This is a genomic window from Nocardioides guangzhouensis, assembly GCF_004519545.1.
GTDB classification, from domain to species: Bacteria; Actinomycetota; Actinomycetes; order Propionibacteriales; family Nocardioidaceae; genus Nocardioides; species Nocardioides guangzhouensis.
In genome coordinates this window covers 21,839-41,959 of record NZ_SDKM01000024.1, presented here as the reverse complement: position 1 = coordinate 41,959, position 20,121 = coordinate 21,839, and the positions used below count along the sequence as shown (strand labels likewise).

The following is a 20,121-nucleotide window of genomic DNA, read 5'->3' as shown; positions in this document are numbered from 1 at the left end:
GATCAGTCCACCTGCGAGGGCGGGAAGCACGGGTGTCACGGCTGGGCCCCGTACGGCTGGGTCGAGAGGTACGCCGCGAGGTCGAAGCCGTAGTGAGCCAGCGCCCGGTACTCGTCGGGAAGTACGTCGGGTCTGGCGACACCAGATGCATCGCCTCGGAAGACATGCGTGGTTGCATATCCGACCTCCCGCTCGCCGGGAGCGAGGGCGATGATCTCGGCGACCCGCCTCGTCCGCTGAGCACCGCCGGGGACGGCCTTGGTCTCCATGCTCAGCTGGACGATCAGGTCCACCGTGGCCGCCAGCTTGCTTGTCGCGAGCCCCTGGGTGACGTGCGGGCCGGCTTCCATCGCGCACGTGACGAGCTTGCGGACGGCCGACACGGCGTCAGCGGCATGGGTCGTCGAGATGGACCCTGTTCCGGACTCCATCGCCTTGATCATTGCCCAGATCTCCTTGCCTCGTACCTCACCGACGATCTGCCGGGAGAGGTTGAACCGGAAGGAGTCGACGAGCGCCTCGTCGAGGGTGAATTCGCCAGCCTGACGGCCATCGAGCGCACGCTCACCAGACCCCGGGCGTGCCTCCCAGGCATGAACGACCTTGTGACGGCCGAGTTCATGGAGGTGGAGCTCGTACTCCGTCTCGAACGTTCCGATCGCCTCCATGGGGTCGATCTCGGAACAGAGCGCGCGAACCAGCGTCGTCTTGCCCGCTCCCTGGGCGCCGGCGACCACGATCGAGCGTCGTGCTCGGACCGCGGCGCGCAAGAACGAAGCCGCGGTCGGCGACATCATCTCTCGGGCGACGAGGTCGTCGAGGGTGACCTGCATCAGCCGGTGCCGCCGGATCACGACTGACGGTCGGGGCGTGACCCATGCAGCGGCAGCCAGCCGTGAGCCGCCGTCCAGCCGCAGATGGAGCCGCGGTTGGGCCTCGGAGAAGGACCGAGCGTTGACCTCGCTGCGGGAGGCAAGGAATACCAGGAAGTCGATGAGTTCCTGGTCGGAGTCGGCGACCGGTAGGCCATCGATCAGGGTGCCGTCGATCAGCTCGAGAAGGACGTTGTCGTGGCCGACGATGACGATGTTCTCGATGTCGTCGTTGTCGACAAGTGGCTGCAGTCGACCTAGGCGGAAGAGCGAGTCGAAGACAGCCTGCGCCGTGGTCTGCTGGCGCCCGGGGCTCCAGCCCCCGCGGCCGGCGTCGACGTCGTCGGCCATCGCGGACTCGATGAGGTCCAGCACGATCGAGCGGCCGAGTTCTTGTTGGGCTGCCTTGTCGAGTCGGCTCCGGTCCGAGGCGACGGCCTGGCTCAACTGCTCGGACGCTCGCGCGCGGAGCTCGGCGACGATCGACCAGTTGACATCGGGCCCAGTCGTGGGAGGAACGCTTACTGCAGTGCCGAGCTGGGCGGCTGGTGGTGTCGAGCCGTTCATCGGCTGGCTGAAGAGCGGCAGGTGCGAAAGGTCGCCGTACTCGCTCAGGTAACGTGAGGCCTCAGTCACCGTGCCGCCTCCTCGACGAGAGCGAACCGACCACGTGCGACGTGCGCTTGGACTGCCTCAGCTACTGCCCGAAGTCCCCGGACGTAGGGTCCCATCTCGAACTGGCGGGGCGGACGCGCGCCGCGGTGGTAGACCGCGGCCGCCGCAGGATCGTCGGGGAGGTCGGCGACTACCGGCATTCCGAGCACCTTCGAGATCTCGGTGTCTCGGTAGGGCTGTCCCTCGCCGATCAGGAGCAGGCCCGGGTGTCGCCACCCCGTACCGGGCTGGCGGACGGTTTCCGCCCACGAGCGTGCCGCTGAGATCGACGGCAGGTTGGCGCGAGTGACCAGCAAGGTCGCGTCAGCGGAATCCAGGAGTGGCTGGGGTGATCCGGTCAGCCCGAGCCTGCCCGCGTCGACGATGACATCCTGCCCGTTTGCCTCGAGGTCGCTCAGGGCCGACCCGAGGCGCTCCCATACGTCGCGGAGCGCGGCCGCCTGGGCGTGTGTACGGGTACCCGCAACAAGGGAGACGTTCGAATTCAGGGGCCGGACGACGTCGCGCAACGCGTCCGCGGTGCTGAGTGGGGAGAGAGCGAGCTCCACCAGCCCGACGTCGTATGGCGTCGTGCCCTTCATGAATCCGGCGAGGATCCCGGAGCCACCGGTCGGGTCGGCCTCGACGAGAAGCACTGGCCGGGGCCAGCAGAAGGCCAGGCCCACGGCCGTCGTGGTGACCCCGGGCGATCCGGATGCGGATGTCAGGCACATCACGGCCATCATTCAGCCCCCGAGTCCAGTACCAGCGCGACGTTGCCGGTGGCCGCGCGTGCGGCAAGGACGCCCGCGTCGGCGTACGGCACCAGGACGTTGACGACCGTGTTGCCCGTGGTCTCGTCCAGGTAGGTTCCGACGACCTCGGCGACAGTGAACTGCGGGGAGTTTGCTGGCGCCTCGCCGTTGTCGCCCGGCGTCACGATGATGCGGACCTTATCGCCGCCGTACAGAGGCATTCCGGGGACTTGCGCGGGTGTCAGGGAGATGCCGACGATCGACTGGCCCTGCGGAGGTAGCGGCTCGTCGGCCGTCGACTCGCTCGTGAGCACGCCGCCGGCCGCGATGTCGAGGGCTGCTCGCTGGCCGATGACGTCGTCGTACACCGAAGCGGGTAGCGGCGTGAGCGCCGGGTCGGCGCTGATCCTGATCCGCTTGATGTCCTCGGCCTTGATCACCTCGCCGCGGTGGATCGTGTCCCGCGCTGCGAGCACCTCTTGTGTGTTCGTCGTCGCGCTCCAGGCCCACGCGCCGAGCAGGCAGCCGAGCGCAGTCACGATGACCCCGGCTACGACCAGCTCGGGACGTCTCCGGAGCTTCGGAGGCGGGGTCACACTTGCGGAGGTCTCCGGAACGGAGGCACGCGCCCCGGTCCGCCGTTCCTCTCGGGCAGTTGTGGTCACTTCGTCGTACCTCCCTCGCAAAGCTCGTCAGTTCACGAGCACCTGCGCCTCGCCGATCCTGATTTGAGCCGAGCGGTTGAGGCCGTCGAGCCGGATCGTCCCCGTCTGGCCGGCGCCCGACCAATTGATGACCCAGCTCGACGTGGCCGTGACCGTGTAGGCGTCATCGGCCTCGTGCGCGCTCGACTTCTCGTAGGTGTGGCCGCAGTCCGGGGATGCCTTTCTCCCGTAGGACGGCTTGTACGGCGTGCCCGCCGTGTCGCAGGCGACCTCGGTGCCGTCGCCCATGTCCCAGGTGATGCGGATGACCTTGGCGGTTGCCGTGACGGTGATGCCTCCGGTGGAGGCGCTCTCAGTGATGGGGCCCATGGTGTGGGCGTTCGGGTCCTTGGCCCACATCCAGATCGGCATCCCGACCAGGCCGATGCTGTCCGGGCCCGGCTCGGGGGCGATGCCGATGTTGATGGCCGATAGGCGCATCCGCTCGATGGCGATCTGGGCCACCTCACGTGGTGTTGGTCCCGTGCCGGAGTTCGGCGGCGGGTCCTGCGACCAGATCGTGATGAGCAGCCCCGTCTGCGGCTGGTAGCAGTTGTAGACCGCGCCGTCGCCGGGCTCGTGACCCTGCCAGCTCGGGTCGCCCGCCGGCGGTTGCGGCTCAACTGGGCTGATGTAGCAGTGGTAGTTGTTCGACCAGTAGCCGGCGGGCGATGAGCAGGGCACAGGTCCCGGTGGCGGCTTCGTGATGCCCTGGCTCGTGCCGTCCCAGTAGCAGGCGGCTCCGCTGCCAGTGTCCTCTGGCCCATCGTCACCCGGCTCACCCGGCGCCCCTGGCGTGCCCGGCACCTCGATCCAGATGAGGCACTCGCCCGTCGCCGGGTCGGTCTGCGAGCACACCGTATCCGCGTATGACGGAGCCTGGACAAGGACAGAGAGGCCGGCGGCGGAAAGCGCAGTCAGCAGGAGGCGAATCAGGATGCGGCGCATGGCGTCTGCTTGAGGTCCTGGCCCGTCGCCACACGCCAGCCGCCTGTCGGGTCGGCGGCGTACTTGTAGTTCGCAACGGTGTAACGCGTCCACCCGGTGTCCGGGCGGTCCGGGGAGACGATCGACTGACCGCTCTTGTCGAGGACGTCGACCTTGCTGACGTCCCAGCAGACGTCAATGACGACCGTCGGGACCTTGCCGGCCTTCGGGTCGGAGTTGTCGAGATTGACCGACTGGACCTTCAGTTCCATGAGGGCCGTCGTGCCGGTCTGCCGCTGGCCCTCATCGCGCTGTCGGCTGATGAGGGTCTCGACGGCGTTGAGCTGCGCGCTTGTCGCGACGGACTTCAGCTTCTTGAGGTCAACCGCAGGATCGCTCCGGAGCTGGTCGACCGCCGCGAAGTAGCTCCGTACCGCGTCGGTGGCCGCACCGCTCGCCGCATCGGACGGGGAACTGGGCGAGGAACTCGTCGTCGGTGAACTCGGAGACGTCGACGACGGCGCGGAGGTGGGCGGCGGGTCCGTGTCGCTGCCTCCACACGCGGAAACCGCGGCCAACATCACTGTGCCGGTCGCCCAGGAGATCAACCCGAGTCGATTCATCATGCGGTTCCTGTTCCTCCTACGTGTGACTGAGGAGGCGGACGCCGCTGCGGACGGATCCCGAGCGCCGTCTGCGCCTCATCGTAGCCACGATTCGGTGATTCTGGCCCGCCAACTTCCACAGGCCCTTCCATCCTCAGGTGCCTCTCCTTCTCCAAGCCGCTCCACCGACTCACTCCCCGCCCTATCCCGCCTCTTCATCCGCCCCTGCCCCTCGTCCCCGCTCAGTCCTCGGTATCTCCACGCCACCCCCTCTCGCCTTCACACGGTGTGCAGATCGAGGGGGTTGTGGAGAAGAACGCGCACCTGAGCGCTGTGGGACGGAAACGGCCGTGACGGTCTCGATGCGCCGGATGTCCGCGGGCAGCGGCTACCAGTACCTCCTGCGCAGCGTCGCGGCCGGCGACGACGACCGCGTCCTGTCGACGCCCCTGACCCGCTACTACTCCGAGGTCGGCACGCCGCCCGGCCGCTGGCTTGGCTCCGGTGTCGGCGCATTCGGCGCCGGCCAGCTCCGCCCGGGCATGCAGGTGAGCGAGGAGCAGCTCGCCCTGCTTGTCGGCATGGGCCGAGACCCGATCACGGGAGAGCAACTCGGCCGGGCGTATCCGTCGTACAAGCGGCTCTCGGATCGGATTTCCGAGCGCGTTGGCGCCCTAGATCCCGAGATGACGCAGGAGGAATGCGCGGCCGAGACCACGAGGATCGAGGCCGAGGAGACCGCCGCTGGGATGCGACGAGCGGTGGCCGGGTTCGACCTCACCTTCAGCGTTCCGAAGTCCGTGTCCGTGCTCTGGGGTGTCGCAGACGCCGTCACCCAGGAGCGGATCGTCACCGCCCATCACACGGCGGTCGCAGACGTGATTGCGCTCTTCGAGCGAGAGGTCGCCGCCACTCGTGCGGGCATCTCCGATGCTGACGGCGCCATCGCTCAGGTCGACGTGGCAGGCGTCGCTGCCGTCGCCTACGACCACTTCGACTCGAGGGCCGGCGACCCGCAGCTCCACACGCACGTCGTGGTTGCCAACAAGGTGCTGACCGTCATGGACGGCCGCTGGCGCAGCCTTGACGGACGCCCGGTCTTCGCCTCACGCACCGGCCTGTCGGCGCACTACGACGCCCTCCTCGCTGACCGGCTGTCGCGCGACCTCGGCATCGAATGGGAGCTGCGGCAGCGCGGCCCCGACCGGAATCCCCAATGGGAGATCGTCGGTGTCACCGACGAGCTGATCACGGAGTTCTCCAGCCGTACGCGCGAGATCGAGCTCAAGAAGGACGAGCTCATCGCGGAGTACGTCGCACAGTACGGGCGAATGCCCTCGGCGAGGACGATCGTTGAGCTCCGGGCCCAGGCGACGCTGGCCACGCGCCCGCCGAAGGAGGTCCGGTCGCTCGCCGACCTGACAGGTGAGTGGCGGCAGCGTGCCGCGGAGCAGTTGGGGGCCGAGCCGACCGGGTGGTCGCAGTCGGTGATCGGTCGAGCGGGCGACCTACTGACAGCGGAGGACGTGCCGCTCGCTGCGATCGAGGCGATCGGTGCCGAGGTGGTCGCGGCGGTCTCTGTGAAGCGGGCCGTGTGGACGCACTGGAACCTGATGGCCGAGGCGGCGAAGCAGACGATGGATCTGAGGTTCGCGACGACCGAAGACCGCGAGGCCGTCGTGGGCCTCACCGTGGACGCGGCCCAGGTGCGCTCTGTAGTCCTGACGCCGCCGGAGCTCGCCCTCAGCCCGGCCCGGTTCCAGCGCGAGGACGGCACGAGCCGGTTCCGCCCGCGGCATGGCGAGAAGTACTCCTCGATCGCAGTGCTCGAGGCCGAGGCGCGGTTGTTGGCACGCGCCGAGAAGGTGACAGCGCCAACGGTGTCGGCCGGGGTCGCAGGGCGAGCCGGTGGCCGTGACACGGCCTCGCTGACCGTTCAGCAGCGGCGTGCGGTGGAGAGCGTCTGTCGCTCAGGACGTCAGGTCGACCTTCTCGTCGGGCCGGCCGGGGCTGGCAAGACCACCACGATGAGAACGCTCCGCGCGGCCTGGATCAGCGAGCACGGGCGGGGGAGTGTCGTCGGTCTGGCGCCGTCCGCCGCTGCAGCCCAAGCGCTGGCCGACGACCTCGGGGTCGCGTGTGAGAACACAGCGAAGTGGCTCCATGAGTACGACCACGGACGCACCGAACTCCGCCGAGGTCAGTTGGTGATCGTCGACGAGGCAACTCTCGCAGACACGGTGACGCTGGATCGGCTCACGGGGATCGCTGCCGCCGCGAACGCAAAGGTGCTCCTTGTCGGCGACCCGCACCAACTCCAGGCCGTCGATGCCGGCGGAGCCTTCGCACTCCTCGTCGACCGGCGTGCGGACACCCCGGAGCTGAATGAGATCCACCGATTCACCAACGAGTGGGAGAAGGAGGCCACACTCGCGCTGAGCCGCGGCGACGTGCAGGTCATTTCGGCGTACGCCCGGCACAAGCGGATCCGCGAGGGCCTCACGGACGAGATGGTCGACGCTGCGTACGTCGCCTGGCGCTCCGACTGCGCGGCCGGGCGCGCCAGCATCCTGGTGACCGAGTCGGCTCGGGACGTCCGCGCGCTCAACGAACGCGCCCGGGCCGAGCGGCTGCTTCTGGACGGTGCCGTCGATCACCGCGAGGCGCAACTGGTCGACGGCTGCCGAGCCTCGGTCGGAGACGTCGTGATCACGCGCCAGAACGACCGCCGCATCCGAACAAGGCGCGGCGGGTGGGTGAAGAACGGCGACCGCTGGCTGATCACCGACATCAGGCGTGACGGCTCTGTCGTGGTCAAGCGCCTCGGAGCCCGCGGACTGCGAACGGTATTGCCGCCGGAGTACGTCGCCGAGCACGTCGACCTCGGCTACGCCGTCACCGCGCATCGCGCTCAGGGCGTCACCGTCGACGCAGCGCATGTCGTCGTCACTGCATCCACGACTCGCGAGAATCTCTACGTCTCGATGACGCGCGGCCGCGAATCCAACATCGCGTACGTCGCTCTCGACCAGCCCGACGACAGCCACGCGACTCCCGAGCCCGAGGACGTCAGCGCTCGCACGGTCCTATACGGAGTCCTCAAGCACAGCGGTGCCAGCCTGTCGGCCCACCAGACGATCGAGGCCGAATGCGACATCCACGGCGGCATCGACCGGCTGGCCGCCGAGCTCGAGACCATCGCGGCCGAGGCTCAGCGCGAACGGTTCGCCGCCCTGCTGCGCCGGTCGGGCCTCACCAAGGCCCAGTACGCCGCGGTCATCGAGTCGACCGCCTTCGGACCGCTGGCCGCCGCCCTGCGAAGGGCCGAGGCCTACCACCACGACCTCGAGCGGCTCGTCCCCCGGATCGTGGGCCAGCACGGCCTCGACGACGCAGAGGACGTCGCCGCCGTGCTCCGATACCGACTGGAGAAGGTTGCGGCCTCGCCACCGCGCGGCCGCCGGACACCCCCGCGCCTGATCGCCGGCCTTATCCCCGAGCCGCTGGGGCAGATGAGCGACGAAGACCGCCAGGCAATCGTCGAGCGCAAGGAACTCATCGAAGCAAGGGCACGGGCACTTGCAGAGGAGGCGGCGCGTACCGGCGAGGCGTGGACGCGGCGTCTGGGCACGACGGCTGACCACGAGCGCTGGCTCGCATCGGTCAGCACCGTGGCGGCGTACCGCGACCGCTACTGCATCACCTCGAACCTGCCGGTCGGCGGGGGAGCGGCCACCGACGCTCAGCGCGCCGACCGCCAGCGCGCCCTTCGAGCTGTCCACGAAGCCCCGCGCATCGCTTCTGAGCCCGGTCCCGGGAGGAGTCCTGTCGCGTGCGAGCAGCAGACCCTTCCGGCTCCATAGCCCTCTGCCGAGCCGCCTTTGTCCACAGGTTCGGCCCGCGAACTCCCAAGACCAGTGGTCGCGACGTACGACGAAAGGGTTCATCTCGCGGCCGAGGGAGGGGCAACGATGCTGTTGCTGGTCATGGTGCCGGTCCTGGTTCTTGTCATGTGCGCTCACCGCTACTTGCAGCGCTACGCACCCTCCAACGCGCTGATCTCCCGAGTGCGGATCGCACCGCCGCGGTGGTGGACCGCGATCCTCCTGGCTGTCCTCGCGACGACCACACTCGCGGCCATGCACCTACTGGCCGAGGCGGTGGCTGCTGGCGCCCCCGGTTGGCTGAACCTCGTTGTCGTGGTCCTTGGCTGGGATTCGATCAAGTTCGGACTGGCGGCGGCGTCTGTGGCGTTGCGAAGCGCGGTGGAGCGCTGTGGACTCTGTGGCGTCAGGTCCGCCAGCGCGAACTCGATCGTTCACGCGTCGTGATCGGCTGAGGGACGCCGCTGCTTCGGCCCGTGCTGCTTTCGAAGCTGTCAGGAGAGACGACGGCCTCCCGGCTCACTTGGACAAGATCCGCCGGCCGGTCGAGCTCAGCAAGCACCGTCGTCTCGACGTCGCCGAGAATGCTTGCAACGTCGACGGCATTGTGATGATCCTTGATGTTCATGCATCGAAGCCTTCAATTCACTTTGGCGGTCGTGTCAGCGCAGGTCGACGCGGAGAGGACGGATCCCAGGCTGAGGAGGACGATCGCGAACACAGGACGACCGCCGAGGATCTGCACTGAAGCGGTCTATGGGCGTTCCTACGGCGTGTTGTCCGTCGAGGGCGGACGGGAATGGGGAATGCGCCCGGCGTGGCGCGCTGAGGAGAGCACGGAGCACCAAGCCTGACGCGCCAGGCAACGCACGCCACGCTCACTGTCGGTGCTCCAAACGGCTTCCCGCGAAGTGCGGCTCTCTGCATTCTGCCCGTTTGTGTCGGTCCTCTCGGCCAAACTGGCTCGTGCAACTGAGCACCGCACAAGGAGGAGGAGACAGCGGGTGTCCGACGTCGCGTCTAGCAGCACCGTTGAGCTGCTGCAGCACCTTCACGGACGCTTAGATGCTCACTTCACGGCGCTGGGTGCCGCGCGAGCCACCCTCGAGCCCAGTTCGCCCGTCTTCGCGCTGGAGCACGACCTGCCCGAGGAGGACCTGGATCTCCTCAAGGAGGCAGTTCGGGCGGCAATCAGCGATTACTACCTCGCCCACTACGAGGCGACCTGGCTGCCGTTCGTCGTATACGCCGCCGAGATGGGGTACGGGTACGTCGGCGAGGAGTACTGGACCACGTTCTCTTCGCTGACCCCTCGGTGGACCAGCCAGGAGCGATCGACCATTCGGGATTGGTTCGTCCGATTCCACAATCGATACGGTGGCGCTCGTCCAACCGGAGCCTGGGCAAGCCATTTCACGATCATCTCGTGGCCAATCACCCATGCGGTCCTACCGGTGTATCTCCAGCGTCACCTTGCCAAGCTGCTCTTCGACTTCAGCGGCGCGCTAACTTCCGAACTGCTCGATGACCCTGAGACGCTCGGGCTCAGGCTGGCACGCCGTGCGTCGGGCTACACCGAGCGGTTCCGGATCTTCTGCGAGAACACCACCCTGGTCGGACAGGTCGCGGCCGCCTTGCTTTCCGGCGAGAACGAACCGACGCCGTACTTGACGGGTCCCACCTTGGCCCGGATCGTCGACGGCCTTTCGCAGGAACAGCAGGCACGCCGCTGGCTGCGGTCTGCGCAGCAGTCAGCTCACCGAGTGCGCGGGTTCCGCCCAACGCCAACGGCCCAAGCTGCGGCGGCGAAGGCGAGGGCACAGGCGCGAGCAACCGATCCCCGGCTCTTTCTGCGCCTCGACAACGTGTGGAACGCCTACGCGGAGTTGCCAGACATGACCCCGCTCAGTGCTGGCCTATCCGATGTCTACGGTCAACTGAGGATGTCCCGAGCGCACGTGAGCGGGGGCGATCGGCACATCCCGCCGAGTGGTCTTCTGTACCCCGGGCAGTCGGTGCGATTCGTCAGGTGGCCGCGTCCTGACGAGCCGTTCCTTCGCCTCGAACGGGCCGACGATGCGACCAACCGGATTTTGGCCGACCAGTGCGTGATGACGCCCGGGCCTTGGTGGCTGTTCCGTCGCCAGGGGACGGGTCTCGCGGTCGAGGTGAAGGGCAAGTTCGTTCGGCCAGGACACCGCTATGTGCTCATCGGTACCGGTTCGGCGATTTCCCCAGCGGTCTCGTGGTGTACCGCGCGGGCGCTCAGCGCGGAGGGGGCTCGTGCATACGAGTTGACCGTGCCCGAGCAAGTCAGCGAGGCAGATGCTGCCCTCCTGATGGAGAGTGGCATTGCCCTTGTCTCGAACGTTGCCATCCGCCCAGTCGGCATCGTCGCGAGTTCATGGGATGGCGAGGGTGACGTGGAGTGGCTGGCAGGGGAGCCGGCGATTCTGGGTATCCGGTCAGATCTCGCACCCAGGCGCTGTCGCGTGACCATTGGCGGAGCCGTCTACTTCCTCGACTGGACACCCGGCGAGTCCGAGATGCTGTTCTCGCTCCAGGGACTTGAGGTCGGCACGCACGTCGCCAGCGTATGCTTGCTCGGAGACGGCGAGCGGCAGCTAACTTCAGGCTCATTGGTTATCACCATCCGTGACCCGCAGATCCGGCCGGAAGGCGCGGCGATCGGGGAGGGCATTCGTCTGCTGGCCGCGCCTGCGCGTCCCACGCTGAGTGAACTCTGGGACGACCGCGCGCACATTTCGATCGACGGCCCGACTGGCGCAGAAGCCGAGATCACCGTGAGCCTCCGCGGTCACGATGGGGTGCCGATCGCTGATGTGAAGCGCTCCATCCACCTCCCGTTGGATGAGACCACCTGGACCGCACTCGCCAAGGGCATTCGTACAGATCAGCGATTCAGCGACGCCTACGACGATGCCGAGGTGTGCGTCTTGACCGTCGCGCGCGAGGGCGTCGGCTTCGCAACGCTGACGTGCGACCGCGGCTTCCAGCCGCTGCGCTGGCGATTCACCAGGGCGCACGACGGGCAAGTTGTTGCACGTTTGGTCGACCGAACTGACGGGGGCGACACCACCGTCGAGTTCTATGACGTCGAGACCCCTCTCGTTGCTGTCCGGAGGGCCGCCGATGAGGAGATCGCCGCTCCGCCGCTTGGCGGGCTCGTGGTTGCTCGGTCGGGTGAGTCAACCGCGTCCCTGATCTTGCCGACGCAGCCGAACGCAATCCTTCGTCAGCGTCGTACGCCGCGCCCGTCGGTTTCCGCGACGACCTCCAGCCCCAAGGAGGTGCGCCGACTGATTGACGGCCACGCCAGGTGGGTCACAGCAGAACTACCTGCCGATGCGTTCGCGGTCTACCAGCAGCAACTGATCGGCGACGCCATCGCGAGAGCGATTGGGACGCTCATCGGCGGCAGCCACTGGGTCGCCGTCGAGCGCAAGCTCGCAGGAGCCCAGGACGCAGCAGACTACCTCGAAGAGATGCAGGGAGCGGTCGGCATCTCGACGGCGCACAAGGAACTTGCATCAGCCATCGCCTACAGCCTGTACAAGTGGCTCTCTGCGGCTGACTTGCTACTGGGCTTCAACGACGTCATTGGGCCGCACCTCGCGGCGAGCGGATTGGGCGACCATCCGACGGCGTCCCGGTTTCTTCTCATGCTGGCTGGTCGTCCTGGTTTCCTCGCGGATTGGGACGACGAGGAGACCGCGCTCCTGCTGGCGAGGGTCATACAGACGCCTGTCCTGTACCGCGCCGCTCGTTTCGCGGTGCTTGGCACACGCGCCCTCAACGATGCCGACGGCGTGGAACGGAGCTTCTGATGTTGCTAACTCAGCTGACTGCCGAGACGGCCGCGTCGGCCGCCATCGAGACGCTCGGCCTAGACCCCTCCGCCGTAGACCTCACCTCAACGGAAGCGCTTGCTGCCTCGCTGCGGCGCGCGGCGTCCTTCATGTGCCCGACCAGCCCGGGTCGACTGGTTGATTCGGTGCAGGGCGCGGTGCAGCCACTCACAGGCTCCTCAGTCACGCGCGCCGACATCGCCGAGATCCTTGAGCAACTCGTCGGGTCGGGCGACATGCTCGAACTGCGGCATGACAACGGGCGATCGACGCGCCTGCTGTACCTGGCTCCACCATCCTTCATTGAGCGCGAGCCGGGCCACTACCTTCTGCTGGGCATCCGCCCGTTCGGTGCACTTCTCATCGATGACGAACTGGCGGACTCGATCGACTACGAAGGCCAGACGCGCTCGATCCGACTCGATCCGGTCGAAGGCCCCGGTGAGCTGCGAGAGCGCGGGCTGCGGCACGTCGCCAAGGACCGGTGGGTGTCACGGCCGGCGGTCGAAGCGCCAATTGACTTGATCGACGGGTATCGCGGTCGTCTGGATGTCGCGGGCGCAGCCGGTGAACTCGAAGGCATTCAGCTCCTCGATCCGACGACCTCCGTCAGGTACTACACGGGTCGCTGGCGGACCCCAGGGCCCGGCGATACCGGGGACTTCGTCGCGCGCCGACCGCAGGCCTACGGCGCCGACCTCTGGTGCCTGATTCGCTTCGAAGCCGGAGCGCCGAAGCGGCTCATCGAATTGCCCGTGAAGGATCCGGTCGTACCTGGCCGCGATGAGGCCTGGCGGTACCAGGCGGCAGTGGACGCAGCGCGAGGTGTGCCTCAGCGGCTCCGTCGTCGTGCGAGCGGAACGCCTGGTGATGACCTCATCTTCGACTTCTTCTCGCCGCTGCCGGGGTTTGCGGAGCGCTACCTGCAACTTGCTGGCATGGCCCTCGGGAAGACACCGGGAACTCTGTTCTCGTTCCGAGTGCCTGTCGGCGCGAGTGACAAGGCGGCGAAGTTCCTGGCTGACATGCTGTGGATGGCAATCGAGGAGGCACCCAGTGGCGTCTGACGCCCCTACGATCGCGGAGACGATCGACGACATACAGTCCGCCCTGCGCGAGTACATCGAGGCGACGTACCACGTCGGACATCCGATGATCATCGAGCAGCGTCGGCAGCTGCTCCTTGAGGAAGGGGTGCTGTTCAGGGCGCCGTTCATTGAGAGCACGCCGCGCTACCAGACCAACCGCAAGTTCGCGGAACTGGATGTCGATGCTGCGGTGCACGATCTGTTCGGCCCGCTCACCCAGAAGGTCGGGGCGCTTGACCGACTGCTGTACGACCCGCCGTATACCCACCAGGCCGAAGCCATCGAGTGGACGTCACGTGATGGCAAGAGCCTCGCCATCACGACGGGTACCGGTTCGGGTAAGACGGAGTCCTTCCTACTTCCGATGTTGGCCAAGCTCGCCGCAGAGGCGAAGCACCGACCGTCGTCGTTTGAGGCGCCTGCTGTCCGCGCACTGATCCTCTATCCGATGAACGCGCTGGTGAACGACCAACTCGGCCGCCTGCGCCTGCTGCTGGGGGACCCCCGCGTCACTACCCAGTTCAACGCTTGGGCCGGACGTCCCGCCCGCTTCGCTCGGTACACCAGCCGCACGCTGTACCCCGGCGTACGGACGGTGAAGAAGGACCAGCAGCGCCTCGGCTCGATCGAAGACTTCTACCTGCTTCTCATTGATCAGGCTGCCGATCCCAGTGCACCCGGTCACGCGCAGGCCAAGAAGCTCAAGACGAGGTTGGAGGCACGCGGGAAGTGGCCGGCGAAGCCCGACCTGAAGGCGTGGTTCGGACCGAAGGGTTCGCGCTGGAAGGACGCCAAGACGGGCGAGTTTGTTCGTGCCGTCATGCGACAGGACGACCCTGAGCTACTCACGCGGCATGAGGTGCTGTCCGCTCCACCGGATGTCCTGATCACCAACTATTCGATGCTCGAGTACATGCTGATGCGTCCGCTCGAGCGGCCGGTCTTTGATCACACGCGCCAGTGGTTGGCAGACAACCCTGAGGAGAAGTTCCTCCTCATCGTCGACGAGGCGCACCTCTATCGCGGTGCAGCTGGTGCCGAGGTGGGGCTCCTGCTGCGCCGCTTGCGTGCGCGGCTCGGCATCACTCCTGACCGCGTTCAAGTCATCACCACCAGCGCCAGCTTCACGACACCTGAGTACGCGCGCGAGTTCGCTGCCCAGCTCACGGGCAAGGCTGAGGCTGATTTCCGCACCGTCACGAGTCAGTGGGCCTTGCGAGCCGGGGCGGCCACAGGCACAACTGCTGACGCGACAGCACTCGCCGATGTGCCGCTTGAGGACTTCTACAACGGCGATACGGACGCCGAGCGTGCCGAAGCTGTTTCTGATCTGCTGACGTCGCGCGGGGTCACTGACTTGGAGCGGCCCATCGGGGCACTACTGCACGAGGCGCTTGCGGACTACGAGCCGATGAGCTTGCTCGTCAACGAAACGATGCAGAAGGCGCAACCCGTCAGCGAACTGGGGAAGGCAGTATTTCCTGAGGCGGACACCGAAATCGCAGACAAGGCCGTCACGGCATTGGTGGCGCTCGGCAGCGCCGCTCGTAGGAGCGACGACGAAGCCGGGTTGTTGCCCTGCCGTGTTCACGCATTCTTCCGCGGTCTGCCGGGCCTCTGGGCTTGCATCGATCCGGAATGCGATGCGGTCGACCGCGCCGAGCTGCCACCGGGGCTCGGCCCGATCGGCAAGCTCTATGCCCAGCCCCAGGCGACTTGCGACTGTGGCGCGCGAGTCTTCGAGTTCTACACCTGTCGTCATTGCGGTTCGGCCTACGCCCGCGGCTACACCGACGACCTGCAGCGACCCAGGTTTCTGTGGCACGAGCGCGGAGGCGCCTTCCAGACCACATCTGGCTCCATTCCTGAACTGTTCGCCCTCGACCTTCTGCTCGAGGAACCTCAAGCGGGTCAGGTCGAGGTCGCCGAGATCGACCTGGTAACGGGGTGCCTGAATCCTGACAAGCCCCCGACGCGTGGGCGAGTTGTCTTCCTGCCGAAGCTTCGGAGCGGCGAGACGGTCACGAGCGACGACGATGAGGACGACGTCGACGAGCAAGCGGAAGCTGACGGCGAGTTCAAGCCCTGTGGGGTCTGTGGACAGTTGGCCGGCTTCGGACGCTCGTCCGTCCAGGATCACCAGACCAAGGGCGATCAGCCGTTCCAGGCTTTGGTGACACGGCAGATAGAGGTGCAGCCCCCGAGCGCGCCGTATTCAGTCTTTGCGCCCCTTCGCGGTCGGAAGGTGCTGGCGTTCTCCGACTCTCGGCAGGTTGCAGCTCGTCTGGCTCCGAACTTGCAGGCCTACTCGATGCGAGACGTTATCCGCCCCCTGATCTTGAAGGGCTGGGAGGACCTTTCCGCGCAGCCGGGCGTTGGCAAGCAAATGAGCCTGGAAAAGCTCTATCTCGCCGTCATGGTCGGAGCCAAGCAACTGAAGGTTCGGTTGCGCCCGGAGCTTCGAGAGGCCGAGTCGCTCCACGTCTTGAAGGACGTCAGCAAGGCGATCGATGACGGAGCGCTCACCGGCGACGATGACGCCCGAGCGGAACTCCTAATGCTGACCGCGCAGCCACCTCAGGCCCTGCTGCGTGCCATGTACGCGACCCTCACCGATAAGTACTACGGGCTGACATCGCTGGGGCTGGCATCGATCCGCGAAAAGGCGAGCCTGCGAGACGGCTTGCTCGCGGACCTTCCCGCCATCGATGGGGTGGCCACGACTGACGATGAGCGACTCGCGCTCCTCCGTCTATGGCTCGCACAGTGGTCAACCCCCGCACGGGGCATCTGGTTCCCGTCGATGACGTCTGAGTGGTGGCGTCAAAGGGGTGGTGTGAAGCCGCACTCGGGCAAGTTCCAGACCATCGACCGATGGCTCGGCACTCCGGCTGCCAAGAAGAAGTTCAAGGACACATGGCTGCCCGTTCTCCTGCCGAGGTTCTGTGAGCTGGAAGGGGCGAAGTACCGCATGCTCGCTGGCAACGTGGCACTTGAACCGGGAGGCCTGTGGGGTTACTGCGAGCGTTGCCGCTTCACGCAGCGACCGATCCCGGGGTCGACCAGGTGCGTGAGCTGCGGTCAGAACCAGGTCCGGACGCTGGACCCGGAGACGGATGAGGTCTTCCAGGCGCGCAAGGGCTACTACCGCGAGAGCGCAGAACGGGCTCTGAAATCGCCGGACAAGCCAATCCTCAGCATCATCGCTGCTGAGCACACCGCGCAGCTGAATGCGGCCCAGTCGGATGCGGTCTTCTCCCGTGCCGAGGAGTACGAACTGCTGTTCCAGGACATCGATGTTGGGTTGCCGCGACCCGGTGAGCAAGAGCGCGCCGCGATTGATGTGCTGTCGTGCACCACGACGATGGAGGTCGGTATCGATATCGGCAGCCTGTCTGGTGTGGCGCTTCGCAACATGCCGCCGTCTAGAGCGAACTACCAGCAGCGCGCCGGTCGTGCTGGCCGTCGCGGCAACGCCGTGGCCACCGTCGTTGCCTTCGGCAGCGCTGACACGCACGACGATCACTACTTCCGCAACCCGGACCTCATGATCCGCGGCGACGTCGATGACCCGATCCTGACGCTGGATAACGACGAGATTGCTCGACGCCACGTCGTGGCGTATCTCCTGCAGCAGTACAACCAGGATCGCCTGCCAGAGATTGACCCTGAGGACCAGCCGCAACTGTTCGAGGTGCTGGGTACCGTGCGCGGATTCGTCGGCACGACCTCGCCGCTGAACCGAACCGACTTCGAGGAGTGGCTCAACGAGCATGAGGCGACGTTGCGAGCCGACATCGACTCCTGGCTTCCTTCGGAGCTGATGCTGCAGAGGAACCACGTTCTCGACGGCATCGTGAGCGGGACGCTCGCCGAGATCGACAAGGCACTTGAACTTCAGCCAGACGGCAAGCTTCCGGAGCCGGAGGAGGGCGACGCGGCTCCAGAGGAGGAAGAAGTCGAGGAGGGCGACGCGGGGGAGGACGGCGCCGAGTTGCCGACCGAGCAGCGCAGCCAGACGAACCTTCTCGATCGCCTGCTCTACAAGGGTGTGTTGCCGCGCTACGCGTTCCCGACCGACGTGGTCGCGTTCCACGTCTTCGACCGCGCCAAGTCCGAGCCGTTCCACACCGAGTTCCGGTATGCGCCGAGCCAGGGGCTGCCCATCGCACTGAGCCAGTACGCCCCAGGCAAGGTCGTCTGGATCGATAACAAGGAGTGGACCTCAGGCGCCATCTACGCCCCAATGCACAAGGAGCGATTCCAGGCGTGGCGCGACAAGATGCTCTACTTCGAGTGCCAGGTGTGCCATTACGCCAAGCACGTGCCCTCCAGCGAGGCGCAGCGCGGTGAAGAGCGTGACTGCGAGGCGTGTGGGGCCGTAGGAAAGTTCGGCAAGGCGATGAACTGGATGCGTCCCCCAGGCTTTGCCCACCGAGCCAACGACGATCCGGGCACCAGTCCCGACGACGCTCCAGCGAGCAGCTACGCGACTCGCGCCAAGCTGGTGGCCGAAGGACCCGAGCAGGAAGAGGCCTGGGACCACGTCACGGGCTATCTGGAGCAGACGTATCGACGGGACACCCTGCTGGTCACCAACACCGGCCCGCGCGGTGAGGGTTACAACTACTGCACCCGGTGTGGGCTCATCGAGCCCACAAAGGGCGCGACGGGGGTAGTCGTCGGAACCCACCCGAAGCCGTACCCCGATGAGCGGGAGCCGGACTGTCAGGGATCAGCGTCCACCAACGGGCTCGTCCTGGGGACGGACTTCATTTCGGATGTCCTTCTCGTCCGGCTGAAGGTCGAGAAGCCGCTCACTCTCCGTCCTGAGCTTCTCTCGACTCAGGTAGCGCTGCGAACAGTGGCCGAGGCTTTGACCATCGCTGCGACCAAGGAACTCGACGTGGACGCCAGTGAACTTCAGGCCGAGTACCGCCCAGCATTGACTCCAGGTGGCAACCACGGTCTTGAGGCCGAGATCTACTTGTACGACACGCTCGCTGGTGGTGCAGGCTTCACCAAGCGTGTCCACGGTTACGGACTGTCGATCTTTAAGAAGGCGCTGGACCGGCTCGAACACTGCCCGGCGGATTGCGACGCCTCCTGTTACCGCTGCCTGCGCAGCTTCCGTAACCGATTCGAGCACGGCCTTCTCGATCGCAGAGTCGGTGCCGCTCTGCTGAAGTACGTACTCGACGGCACGATGCCAGTGCTCGACGACCTGCGCATGAACCAGTCAATCGACAAGTTGCTCGCTGATCTCCAGAGCCGCGACCTCGATGGGATGGAGTTCTTCAAGAACGAACCGGTCGCGATCGATGGACTGGGGACCATCACGGCGCCGCTACTGGCGAGGGCCAAGGGACGTGATCGCATCTTTTACGTCCAGAGCCCACTGACGCGCGACACACCGCCGACGCAGGAACTATGGGATGCCAAGGAGCTTGGTGGCGTCCCGGTCTACCCGATCGACGACATGGTGGTCATGAGGAACCTGCCAGTCGCGAGCCAGCAGGTGCAGCGGTGGCTGAGCTGAGCGAGCCCCGGACCTACGACACCGGCGTGGAGCACGGCCAGGCGCTCCTCCCGGAGCCACCTGAGATGTGGAGTTACTCCTCTCTCAAGGAGGTTGAGTCCTGCCCGCGGCGCTACGTGCTGTCACGCGCGGACTACCCGGATCTGTGGGACAAGCACGGGTACCCGCGTCTGCCGAACCCGGCCGCTATCAAGGGGGACGTTGTGCACGGCTCCCTCGAGGTCATCGTCAAGGCGCTTGTGAAGGCCGGTTGTCTGTCGACGAGGGCGGCCGACGCCGTGGCAGTCCTCCGCGACCTGGGCGGTTACACCGCGGTAGCCGAAGCGGTGCTGGACGAACAACTGGCGCGTCTCGACGGCAATCCACGCATCAGCCCTGGACGTCGCGAGCAGTTGAATCGCACACTCGGCGAGTGGGTGCCTGAGGCTCGTGAACAGATTCAGACCTACCTCAACCGCATGGAGTTGCGCTCAAGAGCAGCGGGGACCCATGCCGTCGAAGGCGCGCCACTGGATCGACCCGGTAAGCGCTACCCCGCCATGGAAGGCGACCACCCGGAACGCGAACTAGTCGCGGAAGCTCTGAGGCTCAAGGGTCGCGTCGACCTGCTGAGCGTCGAAGCAGACGGGGCGACGATCACGGACTTCAAGACTGGCGGCGAAGACCCAACGCATCATGACCAACTTCGGCTGTACGCGTTGCTTTGGAACGAGGACGGGGAGGTCAATCCGGACACCCTGCCCGCAAAGGCGCTCGTCGCTGCGTACCCGAGTCGCGACGTGCCGGTGACCGCTCCAACTGCGGCCGAACTCGCTGACCTTCGCGGGGCATTGGCCGCACGCACTGCCGACGCCGACGCGGCTGTTCGTGAGGAACTACCGTTAGCGCTTGTCGGAGAACACTGCGGGCTCTGCAATGTTCGCGGGCTTTGCGACGCGTACTGGGGAACCGGTACACCAAACACCGCGGATGTCCCTGACAGCGGCTGGTACGACATGCAGGGGACGGTGGTGCGGCAGCACGGCGTCAAGAGCTGGGTGTTGCGTGAAACCCGAAGTGGTAAGGAGGTCTTGCTCCGCACGCCGAATCCATCGTTCACGCTGCCAGCCGGCCAGGACGTCCGAATCCTCGGAGCCAAGCGCACGGTCGATCCCGATGAGGAAGAAGCGCTCATTGCCTCCGTCACCAGCGCGTCCGAGGTACTAACCGTGACGGTGTAGGCGG

12 protein-coding genes are annotated in these 20,121 nt (G+C 66.4%); 6 read left to right on the top strand and 6 right to left on the bottom strand.

Features of this window, described 5'->3' with window-relative positions; translation table 11 throughout:
- Positions 1-35 precede the first annotated feature (35 nt).
- The 5 genes from EKO23_RS16035 to EKO23_RS16015 all read right to left on the bottom strand — a co-directional run bounded on the left by EKO23_RS16035 (position 36) and on the right by EKO23_RS16015 (position 4,538).
- The gene (locus tag EKO23_RS16035; protein WP_246051125.1) at positions 36-1,223 is read right to left on the bottom strand and encodes a TadA family conjugal transfer-associated ATPase; all 1,188 of its coding nucleotides are present in this window, start codon (positions 1,221-1,223) and stop codon (positions 36-38) included.
- 281 nt (positions 1,224-1,504) lie between these two features.
- Positions 1,505-2,212, bottom strand: coding sequence for a CpaE/TadZ family protein (locus EKO23_RS16030; protein ID WP_246051124.1), 708 nt, complete (start codon positions 2,210-2,212; stop codon positions 1,505-1,507).
- A gap of 56 nt (positions 2,213-2,268) precedes the next feature.
- Entirely contained in the window at positions 2,269-2,757 is a 489-nt protein-coding gene (locus EKO23_RS16025) for an SAF domain-containing protein (protein ID WP_281280954.1), read from the bottom strand.
- Between the two features lie 216 nt (positions 2,758-2,973).
- Positions 2,974-3,933, bottom strand: a complete 960-nt coding sequence (locus EKO23_RS16020) for a hypothetical protein (RefSeq protein ID WP_134719082.1) — start codon at positions 3,931-3,933, stop codon at positions 2,974-2,976.
- The gene (locus EKO23_RS16015) at positions 3,918-4,538 is read right to left on the bottom strand and encodes a hypothetical protein (RefSeq protein ID WP_134719080.1); all 621 of its coding nucleotides are present in this window, start codon (positions 4,536-4,538) and stop codon (positions 3,918-3,920) included. Before EKO23_RS16015 ends, EKO23_RS16020 begins: the two co-directional genes overlap by 16 nt.
- A gap of 350 nt (positions 4,539-4,888) precedes the next feature.
- Here EKO23_RS16015 and mobF point away from each other — a divergent pair, with 350 nt between their 5' ends.
- Both mobF and EKO23_RS16005 read left to right on the top strand, forming a co-directional pair.
- On the top strand, positions 4,889-8,380 hold the full coding sequence (gene mobF / locus EKO23_RS16010; protein ID WP_134719078.1) for a MobF family relaxase: 3,492 nt from the start codon (positions 4,889-4,891) through the stop codon (positions 8,378-8,380).
- Positions 8,381-8,488: 108 nt separating this feature from the next.
- Positions 8,489-8,848, top strand: a complete 360-nt coding sequence (locus EKO23_RS16005) for a hypothetical protein (RefSeq protein WP_134719076.1) — start codon at positions 8,489-8,491, stop codon at positions 8,846-8,848.
- Here the strand turns inward: EKO23_RS16005 and EKO23_RS16000 are convergent.
- Positions 8,808-9,029, bottom strand: a complete 222-nt coding sequence (locus EKO23_RS16000) for a hypothetical protein (protein ID WP_134719074.1) — start codon at positions 9,027-9,029, stop codon at positions 8,808-8,810. The two genes, EKO23_RS16005 and EKO23_RS16000, sit on opposite strands and share 41 nt — an antisense overlap.
- Positions 9,030-9,405: 376 nt before the next feature.
- Between EKO23_RS16000 and EKO23_RS15995 the strand changes: the two genes are divergently transcribed.
- The 4 genes from EKO23_RS15995 to EKO23_RS15985 are packed head-to-tail and all read left to right on the top strand — an operon-like array spanning position 9,406 to position 20,117.
- Positions 9,406-12,249: a hypothetical protein gene (locus EKO23_RS15995; RefSeq protein ID WP_134719072.1), complete on the top strand. Its 2,844-nt coding sequence runs from the start codon at positions 9,406-9,408 to the stop codon at positions 12,247-12,249.
- Positions 12,249-13,337: a hypothetical protein gene (locus EKO23_RS25880; RefSeq protein WP_217702658.1), complete on the top strand. Its 1,089-nt coding sequence runs from the start codon at positions 12,249-12,251 to the stop codon at positions 13,335-13,337. The genes EKO23_RS15995 and EKO23_RS25880 overlap by 1 nt, the downstream gene beginning before the upstream one ends.
- On the top strand, positions 13,327-18,897 hold the full coding sequence (locus tag EKO23_RS15990) for a DEAD/DEAH box helicase (protein ID WP_217702657.1): 5,571 nt from the start codon (positions 13,327-13,329) through the stop codon (positions 18,895-18,897). Before EKO23_RS25880 ends, EKO23_RS15990 begins: the two co-directional genes overlap by 11 nt.
- Positions 18,885-20,117, top strand: a complete 1,233-nt coding sequence (locus EKO23_RS15985; RefSeq protein WP_167880511.1) for a PD-(D/E)XK nuclease family protein — start codon at positions 18,885-18,887, stop codon at positions 20,115-20,117. The genes EKO23_RS15990 and EKO23_RS15985 overlap by 13 nt, the downstream gene beginning before the upstream one ends.
- The last annotated feature ends 4 nt before the right edge of the window (positions 20,118-20,121 follow it).